14 protein-coding genes and 1 other RNA gene are annotated in these 19,522 nt (G+C 50.0%); 11 read left to right on the forward strand and 4 right to left on the reverse strand.

The window, feature by feature from the left end; translation table 11 throughout:
- Positions 1-130 precede the first annotated feature (130 nt).
- The 4 genes from KDM89_RS02460 (at position 131) to KDM89_RS02475 (ending at position 3,242) form a co-directional block, all read left to right on the forward strand.
- Entirely contained in the window at positions 131-907 is a 777-nt protein-coding gene (locus KDM89_RS02460; RefSeq protein ID WP_212686335.1) for an enoyl-CoA hydratase, read from the forward strand.
- Positions 908-1,360: 453 nt separating this feature from the next.
- A complete protein-coding gene (locus KDM89_RS02465; protein WP_212686336.1) occupies positions 1,361-2,302 on the forward strand; it encodes a peptidylprolyl isomerase in 942 nt (313 codons plus the stop codon).
- A 51-nt stretch (positions 2,303-2,353) separates the two neighbouring features.
- Positions 2,354-2,809 carry a hypothetical protein gene (locus KDM89_RS02470; protein ID WP_212686337.1) on the forward strand — a complete coding sequence of 152 codons (456 nt, stop codon included), beginning with the start codon at positions 2,354-2,356 and terminating at the stop codon, positions 2,807-2,809.
- A 91-nt stretch (positions 2,810-2,900) separates the two neighbouring features.
- Positions 2,901-3,242, forward strand: a complete 342-nt coding sequence (locus KDM89_RS02475) for a hypothetical protein (RefSeq protein WP_212686338.1) — start codon at positions 2,901-2,903, stop codon at positions 3,240-3,242.
- Here KDM89_RS02475 and KDM89_RS02480 read toward each other — a convergent pair.
- On the reverse strand, positions 3,239-3,991 hold the full coding sequence (locus tag KDM89_RS02480; RefSeq protein WP_212686339.1) for a DNA/RNA non-specific endonuclease: 753 nt from the start codon (positions 3,989-3,991) through the stop codon (positions 3,239-3,241). The two genes, KDM89_RS02475 and KDM89_RS02480, sit on opposite strands and share 4 nt — an antisense overlap.
- Positions 3,992-4,177: 186 nt before the next feature.
- On the reverse strand, positions 4,178-5,800 hold the full coding sequence (gene rtcR / locus KDM89_RS02485; RefSeq protein WP_212686340.1) for an RNA repair transcriptional activator RtcR: 1,623 nt from the start codon (positions 5,798-5,800) through the stop codon (positions 4,178-4,180).
- A 266-nt stretch (positions 5,801-6,066) separates the two neighbouring features.
- Between rtcR and KDM89_RS02490 the strand changes: the two genes are divergently transcribed.
- The 5 genes from KDM89_RS02490 (at position 6,067) to KDM89_RS02510 (ending at position 11,921) form a co-directional block, all read left to right on the forward strand.
- Positions 6,067-7,305 (forward strand): RtcB family protein, encoded by a 1,239-nt coding sequence (locus tag KDM89_RS02490; RefSeq protein ID WP_212686341.1) that lies wholly within the window; start codon positions 6,067-6,069, stop codon positions 7,303-7,305.
- 11 nt (positions 7,306-7,316) lie between these two features.
- On the forward strand, positions 7,317-8,378 hold the full coding sequence (gene rtcA / locus KDM89_RS02495) for an RNA 3'-terminal phosphate cyclase (RefSeq protein WP_212686342.1): 1,062 nt from the start codon (positions 7,317-7,319) through the stop codon (positions 8,376-8,378).
- 241 nt (positions 8,379-8,619) lie between these two features.
- Complete coding sequence (locus KDM89_RS02500) at positions 8,620-8,802, forward strand: hypothetical protein (protein ID WP_212686343.1); 183 nt, start codon at positions 8,620-8,622, stop codon at positions 8,800-8,802.
- 439 nt (positions 8,803-9,241) lie between these two features.
- The gene (locus KDM89_RS02505; protein ID WP_212686344.1) at positions 9,242-11,446 is read left to right on the forward strand and encodes a serine/threonine-protein kinase; all 2,205 of its coding nucleotides are present in this window, start codon (positions 9,242-9,244) and stop codon (positions 11,444-11,446) included.
- 31 nt (positions 11,447-11,477) lie between these two features.
- On the forward strand, positions 11,478-11,921 hold the full coding sequence (locus KDM89_RS02510) for a hypothetical protein (protein WP_212686345.1): 444 nt from the start codon (positions 11,478-11,480) through the stop codon (positions 11,919-11,921).
- Positions 11,922-11,984: 63 nt separating this feature from the next.
- On the opposite strand, the gene KDM89_RS02515 is transcribed toward KDM89_RS02510, so the two are convergent.
- Positions 11,985-13,508, reverse strand: coding sequence for a sigma 54-interacting transcriptional regulator (locus KDM89_RS02515; protein ID WP_212686346.1), 1,524 nt, complete (start codon positions 13,506-13,508; stop codon positions 11,985-11,987).
- 215 nt (positions 13,509-13,723) lie between these two features.
- Positions 13,724-15,421: a thiamine pyrophosphate-binding protein gene (locus KDM89_RS02520; protein ID WP_212686347.1), complete on the reverse strand. Its 1,698-nt coding sequence runs from the start codon at positions 15,419-15,421 to the stop codon at positions 13,724-13,726.
- A gap of 213 nt (positions 15,422-15,634) precedes the next feature.
- On the opposite strand from KDM89_RS02520, the gene rnpB reads away from it, so the two are divergent.
- Together rnpB and KDM89_RS02530 are read left to right on the forward strand one after the other, a co-directional pair.
- Positions 15,635-15,966, forward strand: an RNA gene (gene rnpB / locus KDM89_RS02525) — RNase P RNA component class A.
- 331 nt (positions 15,967-16,297) lie between these two features.
- On the forward strand, positions 16,298-19,471 hold the full coding sequence (locus KDM89_RS02530; protein WP_212686348.1) for an EAL domain-containing protein: 3,174 nt from the start codon (positions 16,298-16,300) through the stop codon (positions 19,469-19,471).
- The last annotated feature ends 51 nt before the right edge of the window (positions 19,472-19,522 follow it).

The raw sequence follows: 19,522 nt of genomic DNA on the forward strand, positions 1-19,522 counted from the left end.
TTAATCGTCCGTTCAAGAGGCCGCACAAAGCAATTTGTGCGGCTTTTTTCCTGCAGGCGACATCGCCCGCAGCACTGACGCCAATCAGTTAAGCAAACATCAGCCACGGCTGAGAAGAAAGATGGAGACTATGGATATTCTGACCCAGATAGAACAGGGCGTACTGACAATCACGTTCAACCGTCCTGAAAAGAAAAACGCCATCACGCAAGCGATGTATCAGGCGATGGCCGATGCGCTGCGTGCCGCAGAACAGGACAACACAGTACGCGCCATCATCCTGACCGGACAACCGGGCATTTTCACTGCCGGTAATGATCTGGAAGATTTCATGAAAAACGCCGCCAGCATCGCCAATCCGAGCGCAGTGCCACCGGTGTACCAGTTCATGCGCGCACTCAATGAATGCGGCAAACCTGTGATCGCTGCTGTCAGCGGCGCGGCAGTCGGTATCGGCACCACGCTGTTACTGCACTGTGATCTGGTGTATCTGGCCGACAATGCCAAACTGTCGATGCCATTCAGCCAGCTCGGCCTGTGCCCTGAATTTGCCTCCAGCATGATGCTGCCACGCATGGCCGGTTATCAGCGCGCCGCAGAAAAGCTGCTGCTCGGCGAAAACTTCAGCGCCGAAGAAGCGATGCAACTCGGCTTCGTCAACAAAGTGCTGCCAGCCGACGAACTGCTGGCCCATGCGCGCGCTGTTGCCGACAAACTGGTTGCGCTGCCAGCCAAATCCGTGCGCGTGACCAAGGCGCTGATGCGTCAGGGACAGGCAGCCCAAGTGCAGGACGTGATGAACGCCGAAAACGCCCACTTCGCCGCCATGCTCGGCGCACCGGAAGCCCGCGAAGCGTTCACCGCCTTCTTCCAGAAACGCAAACCGGATTTTTCTCAGTTCGACTAAGTACCTGAGAACCAAAGAGTAGCGAGGCTTAAGCCGCTGACCGGACCACCGGCCAGCGGTTTTTTTCGCCTTCAGTAAACGACGATTATGCAGAACTCTGCATCCTCCATTTTCGAAAGCCCGGACTTTCCGCCGACGACCGTCGGGGTGCTGTGCGGGAATCCGCAAAATGGGCAAAAATTGGCTTGAAAATGGCTGTTGGCGGTTGTGTAGAGAAATGCGGATTGGTATCCGGTAGAAATAGTGCGTAAGTTAAGAGTGTGAAGCGTAGAAAATAGTGACTGAATTGCTGTTCAGTCAATGTTTGAGTGATGATGCAATCAGGATAAATTCTGAAAAAATTGAAGTATTTTCGCTTGCATTAATAATCCTTGGTGTTTAGGTGAACCAAGAATCATAATTCGGGTAAGCACAAATTTAAACTTTCCAAATAATCGAAATTACCAACTAATCATGCTGAAATTTTTCAGAGCTTATCTTGCAATCACACTTTTCTTAACATTCTCGACAAATTCAGTCGCTCAAGAAATTAACGGCACTGATGAGCGAGGCTCGTTAAAAAGAGCGCATGTCTTTCACATTATGTTTAAAGACTTAAATCAGGCAAGTTTCATTTATGGAAAATTAAAAGATATCAATACGAAAAATCGATTCAAAGAATTTCAGAAAATTGCTCGCGAGAGGAGCATTGATCGCGGCTCTAAAGATAAAGGCGGAGATCTGGGAATTATTGAAATGGGAGAGATGCCGAGAGAGTTTGAGGATGCGTTGTTCGCGGAGCGTGTCAGAGAAGTATCCAAACCAATCAGAAGTTTGTGGGGATGGCATTTAGTGTATATCGACTCCCTGACAGAAGAATCCATTACTGATATCTGTCAAAAAACACTCCCATCCAATTCTTCGACTGGCTCAATAAAATATCAGCAGGCATTAACGCTTAGCCGAAATTCTTATTCAGTTGACAGTATTCAGTCCGAGGTTCGTGAGTTGCTTGGTGATGACTGGAGTGCCCTTCTGATCAATGAGGAAGGTAACCTGGAAACAAATAAGCTAGAGACATTAAGTAATGGTGATAAGCGGCTAATCTCGCATAGCGAACTGACATATTCCCTGCTTGATAACGAAAATTATCATAACAAAGATAAAGCCAGCAGTTCGCCAGCGGTATGTATTCGTTCAATTCAGCGTAGTTACTCCTTTGACTGCCAGTCTGGAAGAATGTACTACGATGGTTTTACTGCCTACGAGCTCAGGGGAGGTTTTGGTCGCTTGGTTAATTCGCTAGCATTTAATGCAACAAACAGGCTGACTGTAGAGGCAGTGTCGTGGCGAAAAGGTGAATTGATTGCCAATGTTTGTAATGGTCGAAAAATCGAAGTAGAAGTTATTCAGTGATGCTGAGGCAAGCGGGTAGAGTGGGTTTTTTATACAGATTGGCGAGTTAATATGAGTGGCTTCCCAGAGCTTGATACCTTGCTGTCTTCAGATGAAGATATTTACTACGATACCGATTCGTTTCTTGATGCAGAGGAATTAATTGCAGGACTGTCGGAAGAGGATATCCCATCACTTGTTGACGCATGGAGGAATCGTGACGACTCATGGTGCGATCGCTTTTCTCAAGCATCCGCTGCGATAAAGCAGCCCGTTTTACAGAAGCTAATCATTGCCGCGATTACGTCAAACCATAAAATTTCACCAACTCTTAGTTTGATAAATCGTCTCCCAAAACAAGCAGAGCAATCAGCCTTCTATCAATCGGTTTTGGAATACGTGGAAAGACTATGGCGGGAACAACCTCATTTTCACCATAAAATTCAAATGTGTTCTTGGAGTTGTGGTCTTTCTGGACGTCTCTTAAAGCGGCTGAATTTCAAGTCATGGAAGGAGGCAGGATTATGAATTACGGTTTATTGCGTTGATTACGGGCAGGCACTTCTTTAACTACTAGCTAGTTTAAAAGGTGTCTGATTGTCCTCACCGGCATCGCATCATGATGTTGACAAAGGAATTTATCTTTTTCATTGATGTTGATGGTGTCAGCGGGGTGAATGAAGTCATACAAATTCGCTGCCTCCTCTTTTTTCGCAACTTCAGACTAATTATGCAGAACTCCGCATCCGCCATTTGCGGAAGCCCGGACTTTCTGCCGACGACCGACAGAGTGCTGTGCAGGAATCCGCAAAACGGGCAAAAAACGGATAAAAACAGGCTGAAGAATGACCGCTGGCGGGGTTGGTACGGTGGTCTTGCAGATGCGGTGCACCGATCGCGGAAGGACGGCGGGAATGGCGGGCCTGTTTTGGCCCGCCGTGAAACAGAAGTGAATGTTTAGTCGGGTGCGCCGCCGCTGACTGCGGCTGGGTTCAGCGTTGGCAGGAAGCGGATGCCGGTGCGTTGTACCAGTTCCTGATAGGTGATCGGTTTGCCGGCTTTGGCGTCGTCGGTATTTTCCACCCAGTAAGCCCAGGCTTTGTTGGTAGCGGGATCGTAAATCAGTTTGTACAGGATTTTCGGTACCCAGACTTTATTGCTGCCGATGGTTGGCGGTTGTGCGGCGAATACCGGGCCGGAAATGATGTACACATCACCGGCAGCGCGGCTGGCGTATTTACGCGCGGATTTCTCGATGCCTGCCCAGGTTTTACGGTTATTTTCCTGAGACTGCGGCACCATATTCGCCAGCGAAAAACTCTGCGCCATACCTTCCGGGCTATAGCGGTTAGCAGCCGGTGCCATGTGACCACGGTCGTAACCGGAACCTTTGTAATCGTCCAGTTCTGCACGTTCCGAACGCGGCAAACGCGCATCGGCATAGAAGCGGTTGGTGCGTTCGAGATCTTTGCCGTCGCTTAAAGTGCTGCGGTTAATCCGTTCTGCAACATACAGCGGCGTGCGCGAGCGGCCGGAGTGCATGACGGCAAATTCCGAGAAACACAGGGCGCGGGTTTTCAGCGGCGCGGGATCTTGTATGACCGGCGGTTCGCCTTTGGCAAAGAATTCACGGCAGTTAGAAAAATCGGCGGCAAAACTCAGGGTGGTGCTCAGTAACAGAGCAAGGGCGAGGGTCAGGCGTTTTAACATCGTTGATTCCGGAAACAAAACCTTCCGTGCGCAGCGGCTGCTGTGTACGGGCGACGCAGAGCAGGTCTGCGGCGCGCAGGGATTGTAACCAGAATTATGAACTTTGCATAAAGCTCACGCGAAGTCTTACCAAATGCGACTAGTGACGGCTGGTTTCAGGCGTAAAGACATCAGGCGGCTGAGACTTCATTGCACCGCTGCGCGGATTTGCTCGAATTGCAGACCGAATTTCATCAGATATTTGCGCACACGGTCGGCGTCATTGCTTTGTGCTTTGCGTGCCCGTGAAGCAGCGAACAGGGTGCGTCCGGCTTCGGACAGGCTGGCGCTTTTCAGGCAGACGCTGACCACGGTTTCCAGTTGCGTCTGATCGAATAAATCCATATCGGCCAGTTGCTGTTCGCTGAACAGTTTGCTCAGCACGCTGTCGGTTTGCAATGCAGCCGGTTCCGCGCCCAGCGCCTGCCAGTCGCGCTGCAGGCGCTGAATTTCGTGCTGCACCAGCGGCGTATCGATACGACCCTGATTCGCCAGCGTCGCCATGCGTGTGACACTGGCGCTGAGATCGCGGAAATTACCGCTCCATAAAGCTGCCGGCGATGCGGCGAAACGCAGATAGATGTCGCGCGCTTCTTTATTCATATGGATGCGCTGGCCTTGCTGTGCGCTGAACTGTTCGAGTAAATAATCGAGATTCGGTGCGAGGTCTTCACGGCGCTCAGATAAGCCGGGCAGGGTGTAAGTCCAGAGTTTAATACGCGCTAACAAGTCTTCACGAAAACGTCCAGCGCGCACATCCTGCGCCAGATTGCGGTTAGTACCGGCAATCAGCTGAAAATCACTTTGTACTTCGGTGTCGCTGCCGACCGGATAAAAGCGTTTTTCTTCGATGGCTTTCAACAGCATGGCTTGTTCATCTAAGCCCAGCTCACCGATTTCATCCAGAAACAATAAACCGCGATGCGCACTGCGCAGCAAACCGGCGCGGTCCTGCGCTGCGCCTGTGTATGCACCGCGCACATGCCCGAACAGCGCCGATGCTGCGCCATCGCCATGCAGCGTCGCGCAATTGACTTCGACAAACGCACCACTGAGCTGATGGCGCTGTTTTTTCAGTTCATATAAACGCTGCGCCAGAAAGGATTTACCGGCACCGGTCGGCCCCATCAGCAGCACCGGTGCGGATGAGCGCACAGCGATCAGGCTCAGCTCATCCACCATGCGGTTAAATGCGGTGTTACGGGTAGGAATACCGGCTTTTAACTGGCTGCGCTGTTCCTGTAATTCCGATTGATGGCGCACCGCCACCTGGTCGTAGCGCGATAAGTCCAGATCAATCAGGCCGTAATGTCCGGGGCTGCTGCCATCCTGCCGGCGTGGCGGCGAAGTTTGCAGTAATACGCCGGGCAGATAGCGGGCTTCGGTCAGCAGGAACAGACAAATCTGTGCAACATGGGTGCCGGTGGTGATGTGTATCCAGTATTCTTCGCGCTCGGTATCAAACGGATAGCGTTGCGCAAAATCGAACAGCGCCGCATACACCTGACCTAAGTCCCACGGGTCTTTGACCTGCATTTCGTGCAGACGGACATCGGTTGTTGGTGAGGAACTGATGATGTCTTCGCGCACCAGCGCAGCAATTTGCTGATGTGATGCTGCGTGCAGAATTTCGGTGCGGTCGATAATCACATCGTTTTGCTGATGCATGGCAACGGTGGGACGCCATTTCTCCCAGCGCTTTGCACCGCGTCCGGCATCCAGCTGACTGCCGAGTATGCCGATCATGACCCGCTTTTTAGGCTTATCCATTTTTATAAGTGCTTATCTGAAAAGATCATTTTAGCCTGAAATGACGGCATTGAAAATTTTTCGGAAATTGCCGCGATTTTCGGTAATTCAATTTAAAATCAATTACTTATGATTGATTTTTGTTGATTTCGGTGTGGCTGGCACGCTGCTTGCGAATACCTTGTGGCATGCAAAAATGAATAAAGCGCTGAATCAGCAACCAACAAGATAAAAACGAACAAAGAACCGATAACGAATCGGTAAAGAATCCATAAGGAAAACAGTGTATGAAACACGAAGATTTTGATGTGGTAGAAGCCGGTGCCAACGGTAAGCCGATAAAAATGTGGACCAAAGGCGTACCGGTGGAAGGCGATGCGATGCAGCAGTTAAAAAACACTGCCAGCATGCCATTTATTTATAAACATATTGCCGTGATGCCGGATGTGCATCTGGGAAAAGGTTCGACGATCGGTAGCGTGATTCCGACGCTGGGTGCGGTGATTCCGGCGGCGGTTGGTGTGGATATCGGTTGCGGAATGATGGCCGCGAAAACGACGCTGTTTGCCAGCGACTTGCCGGACAACCTGCACGGAATCCGTACCGCGATTGAACGCGCCGTGCCGCACGGGATGTCTCCGAAAACCCGTGGTTTCCGCGGGCGTGATAAAGGTAGCTGGGAAAATCCGCCGAAGCTGGTGGATCGTGTATGGGCGGATCTGAAAGATGATTTTGAAACCATTTGCGAAAAAACACCGCATCTGGCAAAGACCAATCATTACCGCCATCTGGGAACCCTGGGAAGCGGAAATCACTTTATCGAATTGTGTCTGGATGAAAATCAGGCGGTATGGATCATGCTGCATTCCGGATCACGCGGTGTCGGTAATGCGATCGGTACCCATTACATCGAACTGGCGAAGAAGGATATGGAACGCCATTTCATCCGTCTGCCGGATCAGGATTTGTCGTATCTGCCGGAGGGAACGCAGCACTACGATGATTACATCGAAGCGGTGGAGTGGGCGCAGCGTTTTGCCCGTATGAACCGTGAAGTGATGATGCAGAACGTGATTGAAGCGTTGCGTACGGTAATCCGTAAGCCTTTTGATACCCATGTGGAAGCGGTGAACTGTCATCATAACTATGTGCAGCGCGAACATCATTTCGGAAAAAATGTGCTGATCACACGTAAAGGTGCGGTTTCTGCCAAACAGGGACAACTGGGAATTATTCCGGGTTCGATGGGCGCAAAGAGTTTTATCGTGCGTGGTAAAGGGCATCCGGAAAGTTTCGATAGCTGCAGCCACGGTGCAGGTCGTACCATGAGCCGTACTGCGGCAAAAAAACGCTTTACGATTGAAGATCAGATTGCTGCCACCGAAGGTGTGGAGTGCCGTAAAGATGCGGATGTGATCGATGAAATTCCGATGGCGTATAAGGATATTGATGCGGTGATGCAGGCGCAGGAATCACTGGTGGAAGTGGTGCATACCCTGAAACAAGTCGTTTGCGTGAAAGGGTGATCAGCGATTGTATGAATAATCTGATTAATAAAAATGGCATTGCAGAACAACAGTGGATAGAACTGGATGGCGCATTGGGTGAGGGCGGCGGGCAGATACTCAGAACTGCGCTGACTTTGGCTATGCTGACCGGACGCGCTTTCCGTATCCGGCGCATCCGTGCCGGACGTGCAAAGCCGGGTTTGCTGCGTCAGCATCTGGTTGCGGTGCAGGCGGCGGCAGAAATCAGTCAGGCAACAGTACGCGGTGCTGAACCGGGCTCGCAAACACTGGAATTTATCCCCGGTGCGATACGCGGCGGTGAATTCAGTTTTGATATCGGCAGTGCAGGCAGTACGACGCTGGTGGCACAGACGCTGATTCCGGCTTTGCTGTTTGCCGCACAGCCCTCGTCCTTGTGCATACGCGGTGGCACGCATAATGGCATGGCGCCACCGGCAGATTTTTTACGTGAGGTGTATCAGCCCTTGTTGCAGCGCATGGGTGCGCAGGTGGAGATAGACTGCCCGCGTTACGGTTTCTATCCGGCGGGTGGCGGTGAACTGACCGTGAAACTACAACCTGTGGACAGATTGCAGCTTATTCACCTGAGTGGTCGCGGCGCACTGCGGACACTGCATGCTACTGCTTGTGTTGCAGGAATTCCGCCACGCATCGCAGTGCGTGAGCTGGAAGTATTGCGCGATTCGTTTCAGCTTTCGCGCGATACGTCCCGCATTCTGGAGTTACCGGCAGCATGGGGGCCCGGAAATGTAATTTTGCTGCGTGCTGAATTTGAGCATGTGACGGACATGGTGACCGCATTCGGACAAAAAGGCGTGCCTGCACCGCAGATTGCGCAACAGGCAGCGACAGAGATGCAGGAATTTCTGGACAGTAAAGCCGCAGTCGGAGAATATCTTGCCGATCAGTTATTGTTGCTGATGGCAATTGCAGGCGAAGGCAGCTATACGATGTCGGTTTTATCGGAGCATACGCGTACCAATGCCGCAGTTATACGCGCGTTTTTGCCCGTCAGCATACAGTTTACTGAGGAAGCGAAGCTGTTTGTCTGTCATGTAAGTACAGCTTAAGCCGGAAAACGGCGCAACTATCTCCGGCATCAATAGCCGGACGCAGTCAGCGCAATCTGACTTTATTTCAGCATCAGGAAAGGAGAATTGCGATGCAAACCTTCGGCATTACACAAAAATACACATGCACTTTTCCGGTGACTTATCAGTCGTTCTGAGTCAGCTTCACGACTTTCCGGTAAACTGACCGGCGGGGTGCAATCTGGAGCAGCTATTCGGCTGCGCTTAACAGAAAGACCCTATGAAAAAATCTCAAACTGTACGCGGACAGTTATCCGTCAAACCGCGTAATCCTTATGCACTGGCGGCACGTCAGAAAGCCGCCGGTTCGCATGATCGTCATCAGACTGTCCGTTCTTTGCGGCGCAGTGAAAAACAATTGCTGAATGTTCGCGTCAGGCAGCGCGACCTGAACGAGGACTGATATCCGGTGCACCGCAGAGTATTCTGATTCTGTGGTGCATTGGCGACGTCATCCGCATCCAAACCCTCCTTACCTCCCTTGCAGCAATCCATTGCGCGGAAAAAGCACGGACAGGTGCTCAAGTCTTGATTATTATTCTGTCCATATTGATGTTTTCGCAGATTTATCAGAAAAACTTATTTTCCTGACGGTTTTTTGCCGGTTTATCACAAGGCGGGTGTTGTAGCCTGAATTTGTGCCGTCAATATAGAGATGCGCTGATCTCGCCGGACTCAACATGCTGACCCGTGTCTGAATAGATTTGAATTCCCGGAATTCAGGAGGCTCTTGCTGTTGACATGTATATGCCTTTTTCTGTGTTAATTAACGTGTAAAATAAATCGTCTACAATGCATCCAAACCACTTATTTGTTTTATGGTTGTACCACTGAAGTGATCCATGCCGAATTCTGAATTTACACCGGACCAGCAACAAGCGAACAACTCGGGCGAGCCTGAGTATTCTGCGACCCTGCGTCACTATTTGCTGGGTGAACAGCTGGGTGAGGGCGGTTTCGGGCAGGTTTTCCAGGCCTGGGACAGCAAGCTTGAGCGCTATGTTGCGGTAAAGCGCCTGAAGTCCGGTGAGCATCGCTCCCAATCACGTCAGGCTTTGCATGAGGCCAGAGCTGCCGCATCGCTGGATCATCCGGCATTTGTCAAAATCTACGCGATTGAAGATGAAGAGGATCCGCCATCCATTGTGATGGAGCTGATTCGCGGTAAAACCCTGCGCAAAATTTTGCATGAGGGGCCGATGAGCGAGCCGGATGCACGCGATATGCTGATGCAATTGTCTGCAGCCATGCAGGTTGCCCATGCTTCCGGTCTGGTTCATGGTGATCTGAAGCCATCAAATATCATGCTTGATGACAGCGGGCGGTATCGCATTCTTGATTTCGGACTGGCACTGGTGAACGATACCGAGGTCACAACCTCCACGAATCAGCTTGATCCGCAAGGAACCATAGCTTACATGGCACCGGAACGTCTGATGGGCGGCGCTCTGACCGCATCAGCAGACATTTATGCACTTGGTGTTATCTTTTACGAGGCGCTGACTGGCCACCGCCCATTCCCAGAAAGGAACGGACTGGCGCTGGCAGCAGCGCTGATGCAGACCTCATCTGACGGCTGGAATTATCCGGCTGAAATCTCACGGCCATTAGTCCGTTTGATTTTGCAGATGACTGCCAGAACCACCGAACGCCGCTTTACATCAATGCTGGCATTACAGCAGGCACTGACGACAGAGGCACCTGTTGCGGCGGCATCAGCCAGTGCCATCAATGCGGTGATGCAGGATGAAAATACCGCCCGTATTCGCGTATTTCCGGTCAGGCCAGCCCTGACCCGCCGGATTCTTGCTGTGTTTGCAGTGGTGCTGGGATTATCTGTGACTTTGTGGGCAGGTAATCACTATTTGAACAGTGCAGGTCTGTTCGAGCGATTTTCAGAGTCACGCGCAATGGAAACCGGATTGCAGGCTTTGCAGTACAACGACAGACCGGGTTCTCTGAAGACGGCTGAGGAAGCGTTTCAGAGTGTGCTGGCGCACGATCCGAATCATGCGGCAGCGGCTGCAGGTTTGTCGATCGTGAACAGTTACCGTTACTGGTTTGAGTTCAGTGATGAACTGTATCTAAAAAAAGCTGAGGCGAGTGCTTTACAGGCCGAAAAACTGAACAGTTCACTGGCATTGAGTCAGGTTGCTATGGGTTTGTATCATTATTTGCGTCATGACTATGATCTTTCGCTGCAATACTATGACAAGGCGATTTCTCTGGATCCGGGCACTTACTTCGCTTGGACGCTGAAAATCGCAACGCTGAATGCGCTGAAGCGTCACGACGAATCCTTACAGATCGCTACGGAGCAGTTACGTCTGCATCCTAAACAACGTTTATTTGCAGATTCTATCGGTGAAATTTACTTTCAGCGCGGAGATTTAAAAGCCGCGGAGAAAGCTTTTCGCGCCAGTCTGGATATTGATCCGGATGTTGTGTTTGCTTATATCAATTTGTCAAATGTCCTGATCCGGCAAAACCGTATCGCTGAAGCGCAGCAGATTTTACAGAAAGGCCTGCAGATCAGGTCGAGTCCGGGTTTGTTTACGAATCTCGGTAATTTATTATTTTTGCAGGGTAATTATGTTGCTGCGGCAGATGCATTCAGAAATGCAGTCTCTGTCGACAAAGGTGACCCCGGAGATTATTTAGGTTGGGCGAATCTCGCGGATACTCTGTTGTGGTTGCCCGGTGAGCGCGAATCTGCAATGCAGGCGTACGGAAAGGCACGGGAACTGTTAAAAAAACGGATGGAGCGAAAGCCCGGCCGTTATGACTTGATTTCGCGTTTGGCACTGTACTCAGCTCGACTGAAACTGGAAGCTGAGGCAATGTCACTGATTGAGGAATCTTTAAAACTCGCTCCTAAGCAAGCTGATAATTTGTTTCGTGCAGGATTGGCATATGAATTGCTAGGTAAGCGTGCTCTCGCAATGCAGACTCTGCAACTGGCAATTGTGGCGGGTTATCCGAAACAATTTATCGAAGCAGAGCCTGATTTGCTGGAATTGCGCAGGGACCCGGCCTTCGGGTCTTAATTGAAGACCAAACTCAACCGAAAGGAATTGTATGGCAATCTATCAACTGAACTTAACAGTGCCGCAAATCAGAGGCGGATATCCTTTGATTGGTAACCTCAGCTACGAGTGGCATGATGGTTTCGCACCGGCAGTGCTGTACGGTGGTGACCAGATTCTGTTTAAATTTGATGATGGCCCGCTGACCTTGAATTTTGCTGTGATCCGCTTTACACCAAAAGTAAACGCGATGAGCGCAAATCCAGTGACCGGAGCAGCGGGTGGCAACTTCCCGATTCTGGATATTACAGATGGTGAGCTGACGATTCGCGAAGACTTTGCGACCTCATTCCCGCCAAGTCAACTGATGTCCTGGTGCTATGCGATTTACGCGACATTTACAGACAAAGATCAGCAACAATATCAATATCAGTTACCTGATCCGGAGATGGTGATTGTCACAGGTAATCCACCACCTTCGGCTGAAAATTGTTAATTCCGGAAGTGTTGAAAAAAGGAACCTGCAAAGGTTCCTTTTTTTTGTAACGCGGCAGAGCGTTCAGATCAGATTAACTGCCCGGGCATATCGACGGAGGGCTTCACTCGGGGTTTTCAGTTCAGCAGCGCTCAGTTCGATATTCATCTTGTGATGCTGAAGCACAGTCTGAAGCTCATGGTGTGCGATTTGTTCTGGCCTCCGAATCTGGGAGTGTTGCTCCAGTAATTTATACATGGACGGCCGTGAAATACCTAACGCCTGTGCTGCTCCCTGGATATACCAGTCATTTTCAATCATCGCCCGGGTCACGTCGTCTTCGGACAACTCATGCAGCCTTTTTCTCTGTGCTGCTGGCTTCGCGTGGCTCGCTGAACTCGTTGGTGTGCTGTGAGTGACGTTAATTGCGCTGTCGTGATGCGGTGCGTAACTCTGTACCAGTGACGCCAGACGCGGGTTTTCGCCACTTTGCAACGCAATCAGTATGCGTCGTAACACATGCGAAAGCTGACGGATATTTCCCGGCCAGCTGTACAGCATCAGTTCACTGATGATTTCGAATGGCAATAATTGCTGGCTTCCGATACCAGTTTGCTGGCGCAGATGTACGATCAGTACACCGATGTCTTCACGCCGTTCGCGCAGTGGTGGTAAATGGATCACGAAGCTTTCCAGGCGACGCAACAGAGCCTGGTTAAACTGTACCGAATATAAATCCTGATCTGTCGCTGTAATCAGCCGCGCATCAGATCGCATATCCTGTGAAGCGCCGAGCGGCCGGTAGTCACCGGTTTCGAGTACCCTGAGCAGCATAGGCTGAATTGCAGAAGGTGTATTTCCTATCTCATCAAGGAACAGGCTCGAACCACTGGCTTCAGAAAAATAACCTTTCCGCGTTTGTTGCGCCCCCGTATAAGCTCCCCGCGCTGCGCCGAAAAGATCGGCTGCTGCCAGGGACTCATTGAGTGCGGCCATGTTGACGCTGACCATTGGCAAATGCTGACGAGCGCTGAGCCGGTGGATTGCCTGTGCGGCTACTTCTTTGCCGGTACCTGTTTCACCGAGCAGTAAAACAGGCATGTCTGTGCCGGCAATTTGTCTGATCTGATCACGTAAGTGAATTGCAGCATCGCTAACACCAATAACACCGGGAATCGCATTCATTTTCGGAAGCGAACGCATCCAGTGCAGGCAAATAATGACGCTGCGTCCCAGTGCTAGAATAATTCCATTGGCGGTTTCTTCCGACTGAAAGCTGATCGGTTCGGCAACAGAATTCCCATTCACCTCAACAATCATTTTGCTGGAGGGTGGTGTAATCGTGATGCGGTTTTGATCGCTGCGTTCAATTCTGACAGGATCACGCGATACGGCTCCATGTCCGATTGGCAAGCCTTCTCCACCGGTTTTCTGGAATACCGGAAAATACCGGTTCAGTTCGATTTTGTTGGCAAAATCCGTGGAGATAAACTGTTCTCCGATTCGGGATTCATCCGGATGCCAGCAAATGGTCAGTGCCAGCAATGGATTCTCCTGCGGATCTTTTGCCGCAAGCGGGGAGGACAACGTGTAGGCTGTGTCGTTCATGTGTCTTTTAAGTCTTGGCGCAGTTTGATTGAAATACAAACGGGATAGCAAAAAAAATGCCTGCTGCTGATTTCAGATAATAAGCCATGGGACTTATACATTTGCCCAAAGAGTCAGGTCGTCTTGTTATCAGCAGGCTAGCATTTTGTATCAGGATTGCAAACAGGCAAAGAAAAAGCCGGTCACGGATGACCGGCTGTGATCTTTGTAAAGCGTTATTTGCCAGAGGTGATGGCTTGCTCACGAATCGTCATGAGACTCGCTCCGGGCGTAATCAGATTCCCGTCATATTGCAATTCAATTAATGCTGGCTTTTTATGCTCGCGAGTGAATTCGACGGCGCGGGCTAATGCCGGACCAAATGCTTCAGTCGTCGCCACAGTTTCTCCATGACCACCAAATGCACGTGCAAGTGCAGCGAAATCGGGATTTTGTAATTGCGTACCGGAAACACGGGCAGGGAATTCGCGTTCCTGATGCATGCGTATCGTACCGTACATGCCATTATTGAAAACGATCACGATCAATCCGGCTTGATACTGTGCAGCGGTGGCCAGTTCCTGTCCGTTCATCAGAAATTCGCCATCACCTGCAAAAGTGACTACCGTACGTTCTGGCGCGATAATTTTTGCTGCAACACCGGATGGCACGCTGTAGCCCATTGCACCTGAGGTCGGTGCAAGCTGGGTGCGGAAACCACCGTAGCAGAAGTAACGATGTGCCCACGTCGCATAATTTCCTGCGCCGTTGGTGATGATTGTGTCGGCCGGCAATTGTTTTTGCAGCTCCTGAACCATTTGCCATAAATTTAATGGCGCATTTTCTTTGGCAAAAATGGCTGGCTCTGCCTGCCATGCTTGCAGTTCAGCGCGTGCATCGGTAACGCTGTCGGCCCAGACCGGGTTTTCGGAAACGGCAGGCAAGGCGACCAGTGCTGCTGCAATTTCCTGCATGCCACTGTTGATCATCAGATCAGCCTGATATACACGGCCAAGTTCCAGAGTATCGCTGTGAATGTGTATCAGTTTTTGCTTAGGTACAGGTGCTTCCAGCAGCGTATAACCACTGGTTGTCATTTCACCAAGGCGCGGTCCAATCGCAATCACCAGATCCGAGTCACGGATCCGCTGAGCCAGTTTAGGATTAATGCCGATACCGACATCGCCGATGTATTGCGGATCGCTATTCGGAATCAGATCCTGAAAGCGGAATGCACAAGACAGAGGGAGGTGCTGTTTGCGGGCGAATGCCAGAATTTGTTCGCAGGCTGCTGCATTCCAGCCACTTCCGCCAAGAATGACAACGGGTTTTTGCGCCGCTGCCAGCATAGAGCTGAACTGTGAAAGTTGCGCTGGCGAAGCGTGCGCCTGAACCGGTTGGTAACGACGGGTGTCGCTGACGCGGACTTCTTGTATCAGCATATCTTCCGGTAGCGCCAGAACAACAGGACCCGGACGACCGCTGGTTGCGATCTGGAAAGCGCGGGCCACCATTTCCGGTACACGGTCTGCGCGATCGATTTGTGCTACCCATTTTGCCATCTGACCAAACATTCGGCGGTAATCGATTTCCTGGAAAGCTTCGCGTTCGACGAAGTCGTTACCGACCTGACCGATAAATACAATCATCGGCGTTGAGTCCTGATAGGCGGTATGGATGCCGATGGAGGCATTGGTTGCACCCGGCCCACGTGTAACGAAGCAAATGCCGGGCTTACCTGTCATCTTGCCATAGGCATCAGCCATGAATGCGGCTCCGCCTTCCTGGCGATTAATAATGAAACTGATATCACTGTCATGTAAGGCGTCCAGAACCGCGAGATAACTTTCGCCAGGAACACCAAATGCGGTTTCAACGCCATGAATGCGCAAAGCATCCACTATCAACTGACCACCAGAGCGGATTGTCTCCATTGTATTTTTTATCGTGTTGTTAAAGAAAACGGTAAGCTACCAGAAAGCCTGCCTTATGTGGAATGGATTCCTTATATTGTGTCTGTAAAAAGTATCTGCACGGAATCGCGGTTATTTTGATTTTCCAATAGCAAGGTGATCAGAAATCATGGGATGTGGCCTGGATTTTTCCGGTTGCGGTCAAATCGTCGCTGATCGGTTACAATAGCGACCGAAGCAGGCCAGACAATCGCTGGCTGTTACAGCAATGTAGCAGCGGGAGGAAGGTCCGGACTCCACAGAGCAGGGTGACGGCTAACGGCCGTACGCTGAAAGCCGCAAGGTATAAGGCGAGGAATAGGGCCACAGAGACGAGCGTATTCAGTTACGGTGAAACGCGGTAACCTCCACCCGGAGCAATTTCAAATAGGCACGCATTGATGTGGCTCGCGGAGCGTGCGGGTAGAAAGCTTGAGCACTGGAGCAATCCAGCGCCTAGAGGAATGATTGTCATAGTCTGAGTGATCAGACCGTAACAGAATCCGGCCTACCGGCCTGCTTTATTTTTCCCCTCACTAACCGGATGGATGGCAATTCAGCCATCAGAAATCCGCTTTCCCTTTTTTCATAGCGTATTCCGAAAAATGTCACTGATCGGAACTTTACGGAATCATTGATGTGCTGGCCTGTTGTTATTAGACATTCGCACTGGTAAAGCTATTTAATTGCAGCACCTGAGTGACTATGATGCAATGATCAGTGGAGTTTTTGATGATTTTCATTGTTTGGTGCTGTGGTGCCAGTGATCGCGGAGTTTCTGGTGATAAACTTGCGCCGCCTTTAAGTCCCTGTTCGAAACGCAGAAGGACAAGCTTCAACTGATCTGAAAGAGTCGTTATGAGCACACAACCGTCTCAACGCAATGTTCCCTTGCTTGCCTTTGTTGGCTGCATGGTGTTGATACTGGTAATTGTTATTGTGCAAAGCTGGTGGTCTGTACGCGAAGATCAGGAGAGAACGCTTTCTGAGGCTCGCCAGAACAGCGAGTTCGCGGTACGCATACTTGAGGAACATGCAAGCCGGGCTTTCAGTGAGTCGGTCAAAGCCATTTCCATGGTCAGCGTAGTGCTAAACGATGATCATTCCCATAACCTGAATGGCGAAGCGGTAAGCCAGTTACTAAGGTCTGCTCCGCTTCATACGCAATTTCTTGCTTCTGTCAGTATCTACGATCCTTACGGGCAGATTCGCCAAACCAGCCGGGCATATGATGTTCAGCAGGATGCGCCAGCTACAAGCCAGCAAATCCGTGATTCGCAAAAATTAAGCTCTTCTGAGCAATTGGTTATCGGACGCCCACTGAAGGTTAAGAGCAATGGTGAATGGATCTTGCCAGTCACAAAAAATGTCTTCAGCACATCAGGCGAACTGATCGCCATTGTGCAAGCGGATGTCCGCCTTGCCTATTTTCTCGAGTTCTATGAAATATTGTCCAGAGGAAATCGTGGTGTAATTTCTTTGCACGACTACCAGGGGCAGTTACTCGCCAGGGCACCATTTGATCAAAGTATTGAATCGCACGTTATAACTGAGCAATGGTTGTTGCGTGCAATTTCAGCAGATCAACAAGATGGCAGTCTGATAGCGCCGGATATGCAAGGAGCCGATGCGGAGCAGTTATATGCGTTTCGTAAGGTTTCAGGTATTCCTGTTACGTTGGTTTTCTCGCGCAATGTAGACGATATTTTGCGGGAATGGCACGGACGCATGCATCAGAAAGTCTTGTTCACCGGAACGACATTGCTGTTCATCTTTACCCTCGCCATTATTTTACTGATTCAGTTAAAGCGATTGCAGGAATCGCGTGAGCGATTTGAAGCAAGTGAAAGCCGATACAGGTTGTTATTTGCTGGTGCACAGGACGCAATTCTGCTGATTAACCGGAATTATGAGTACGTTGACTGTAATCCGGCTGCCGTTGAGTTACTAGGGGTGAAAGATGCCAGCTATGTACTAGGGCGTCAGGCAGGAGACTTCTCAGATACACACCAGAATATCGCTGGAGAATCATTGACAAGCAGCAAACAGCTGGTCAGGAAATATGTTGATCTTGCGTTCAATGGCGAGGTGCAGCGACTCGAGTGGGTCATGCAAAGGCATGGCAGTCCTTGCTATATCGAAATAACACTGAGCAAAGTAGAAATTAATAACGAGCCACTGGTATTTTGTGTAGAGCGTGATGTCAGTGTCAGGAAAAAGTCGGAACAATTACTGGAAGGTCAAAACAGGCTGTTGCAAATGATCGGGGCAAATCAGGACCCGATCGAAATTCTGAATGCTGTATGTGATTTTATGCACTCGGTTCGCGTTCGCTGGACTGTCGGTATTCAGTTGCTTAGTGAGGATCAGCGTACTTTTGTTGCTGGCATTGGGAGTCGTTTTCCTGAATTTATTCATGTGCAGCTAAAGGATCTGCCAGTTACCCATGGCAACGGGCTGTGGAGTGATGCCGCAATGCATGCGAGTCCAGTGCACGCTAAAGACTTGCCAAATGATAGTTCAATGCAGTTTGTGAACCAACTTGAACAACTTGCAGTTTATCGGGAAGCATTTTCATGGCCTTTGATGGATAAGTATGGCCAGGTTCTGGGATGCTTTACACTCTTATTGCGCGAGGCTGTATTAATTAGCGAAGAAGACCACAGCTTCATAATGTCCATGATAGAAATTGCGATCATTGCAATCGAGGCGCGACGATCTGAGCGGAAAATTCTACGTCTTGCGCATTATGACGAGTTGACCGGACTGCCAAACCGATTTCTCTATAACCAGCATTTGAGTAAGGCACTTTCTCTTGCAGAAAGAAATCAGACGCAACTGGCGGTGCTCTTTCTTGATCTGGATCGCTTTAAAAATATCAACGATACATTCGGTCACGACGAAGGGGATAAAGTTCTCAGGGATGTTGCCGCGCGATTTACACGGGTGTTAAGGGAGTCCGATATTGTTGCCAGAATCGGTGGTGATGAATTTATCTTGTTAATTGATCAATTTAGTGATCCTAGTGATTTAGGAAGTATTGCAGATAAATTACTATTTGAAGCATCTCAGCCATTTGAAATTGATGGACAGGAATGTCAACTGAGCGCCTCTATCGGTATTGCAACTTTCCCAAGTGATGGAAAGGATGCGCAGACGCTCCTAAAAAATGCCGACATCGCGATGTACCGGGCAAAAAACAAGGGTAAAGACAATTACCAGTTTTATGCATCGGAAATGAATGTGCACACCGTCGAGAAACTTGCTTTTGAAGCACGCTTACGTAAGGCGTTGGAGCGACGTGAATTTGTTGTGTATTACCAGCCTAAAGTGTCTGTAGCCACGGGGAAAATTGTCGGCGCAGAGGCTTTAGTGCGCTGGAATCATCCAGACCGCGGAATTTTGTTTCCGAATGACTTCATCGGACTGGCGGAGGAGGCAGGGCTTATTTCCAGGCTGGGTATGCTGGTTCTGGATATTGCATGTAAAGATATTCTCAGTTTTCGTCAGGTTGATGCCGGATTCGGGCGTGTGGCAATTAATTTGTCAGCTTCGCAATTTAATGAGTATCAGCTACTGGATGAGGTCCGTGGGGTAACGGAGTTCTGGCGTGTTCCGTCGAATGCGCTGGAGTTTGAGATTACCGAGAGCATGGTGATGCATAACCGCGACCAGGCAATTGTCTTAATGGACGCATTCAAAAAAGAAGGCTTTAGCTTATCGATCGATGATTTCGGAACGGGCTATTCATCTCTTGCTTATTTAAAGCGTTTTCCTGTTGATAGCGTCAAAGTCGACCGGTCTTTCATTAAAGATATTCCTGAAGATCCGAATGACACCGCGATTGCCCATACGATTGTCGCGATGGCGCATACACTCGGCTTAAAAGTGATTGCAGAGGGAGTTGATTCGGCAACTCAACTGCAAACGTTGCAAAATTTCGATTGCGACGAATATCAGGGCTATTTTTTCAGCAAAGCGATTCCGGCCCGGGATTTTCTTGCTTTGTTGCAACAGCAAGTATTGAACTGATCGAAGCAAATACATTTATCTGTTTTTGACGAAATCAGCATCGTTGCTGCA

The organism is Cognatundibacterium luofuense, from assembly GCF_018139685.1.
In the GTDB taxonomy this organism is placed as follows: Bacteria; Pseudomonadota; Gammaproteobacteria; order Burkholderiales; family Burkholderiaceae_D; genus Undibacterium; species Undibacterium luofuense.

What these genes read in the sequence shown, in the direction of transcription:
- KDM89_RS02460 (WP_212686335.1), top strand. Translation starts at nt 131, where the DNA reads ATGGATATTCTGACCCAGATAGAACAGGGCGTACTGACAATCACGTTC.
- KDM89_RS02465 (WP_212686336.1), top strand. Translation starts at nt 1,361, where the DNA reads ATGCTGAAATTTTTCAGAGCTTATCTTGCAATCACACTTTTCTTAACA.
- KDM89_RS02470 (WP_212686337.1), top strand. Translation starts at nt 2,354, where the DNA reads ATGAGTGGCTTCCCAGAGCTTGATACCTTGCTGTCTTCAGATGAAGAT.
- KDM89_RS02475 (WP_212686338.1), top strand. Translation starts at nt 2,901, where the DNA reads ATGATGTTGACAAAGGAATTTATCTTTTTCATTGATGTTGATGGTGTC.
- KDM89_RS02480 (WP_212686339.1), bottom strand. Translation starts at nt 3,991, where the DNA reads ATGTTAAAACGCCTGACCCTCGCCCTTGCTCTGTTACTGAGCACCACC.
- rtcR (WP_212686340.1), bottom strand. Translation starts at nt 5,800, where the DNA reads ATGGATAAGCCTAAAAAGCGGGTCATGATCGGCATACTCGGCAGTCAG.
- KDM89_RS02490 (WP_212686341.1), top strand. Translation starts at nt 6,067, where the DNA reads ATGAAACACGAAGATTTTGATGTGGTAGAAGCCGGTGCCAACGGTAAG.
- rtcA (WP_212686342.1), top strand. Translation starts at nt 7,317, where the DNA reads ATGAATAATCTGATTAATAAAAATGGCATTGCAGAACAACAGTGGATA.
- KDM89_RS02500 (WP_212686343.1), top strand. Translation starts at nt 8,620, where the DNA reads ATGAAAAAATCTCAAACTGTACGCGGACAGTTATCCGTCAAACCGCGT.
- KDM89_RS02505 (WP_212686344.1), top strand. Translation starts at nt 9,242, where the DNA reads ATGCCGAATTCTGAATTTACACCGGACCAGCAACAAGCGAACAACTCG.
- KDM89_RS02510 (WP_212686345.1), top strand. Translation starts at nt 11,478, where the DNA reads ATGGCAATCTATCAACTGAACTTAACAGTGCCGCAAATCAGAGGCGGA.
- KDM89_RS02515 (WP_212686346.1), bottom strand. Translation starts at nt 13,508, where the DNA reads ATGAACGACACAGCCTACACGTTGTCCTCCCCGCTTGCGGCAAAAGAT.
- KDM89_RS02520 (WP_212686347.1), bottom strand. Translation starts at nt 15,421, where the DNA reads ATGGAGACAATCCGCTCTGGTGGTCAGTTGATAGTGGATGCTTTGCGC.
- KDM89_RS02530 (WP_212686348.1), top strand. Translation starts at nt 16,298, where the DNA reads ATGAGCACACAACCGTCTCAACGCAATGTTCCCTTGCTTGCCTTTGTT.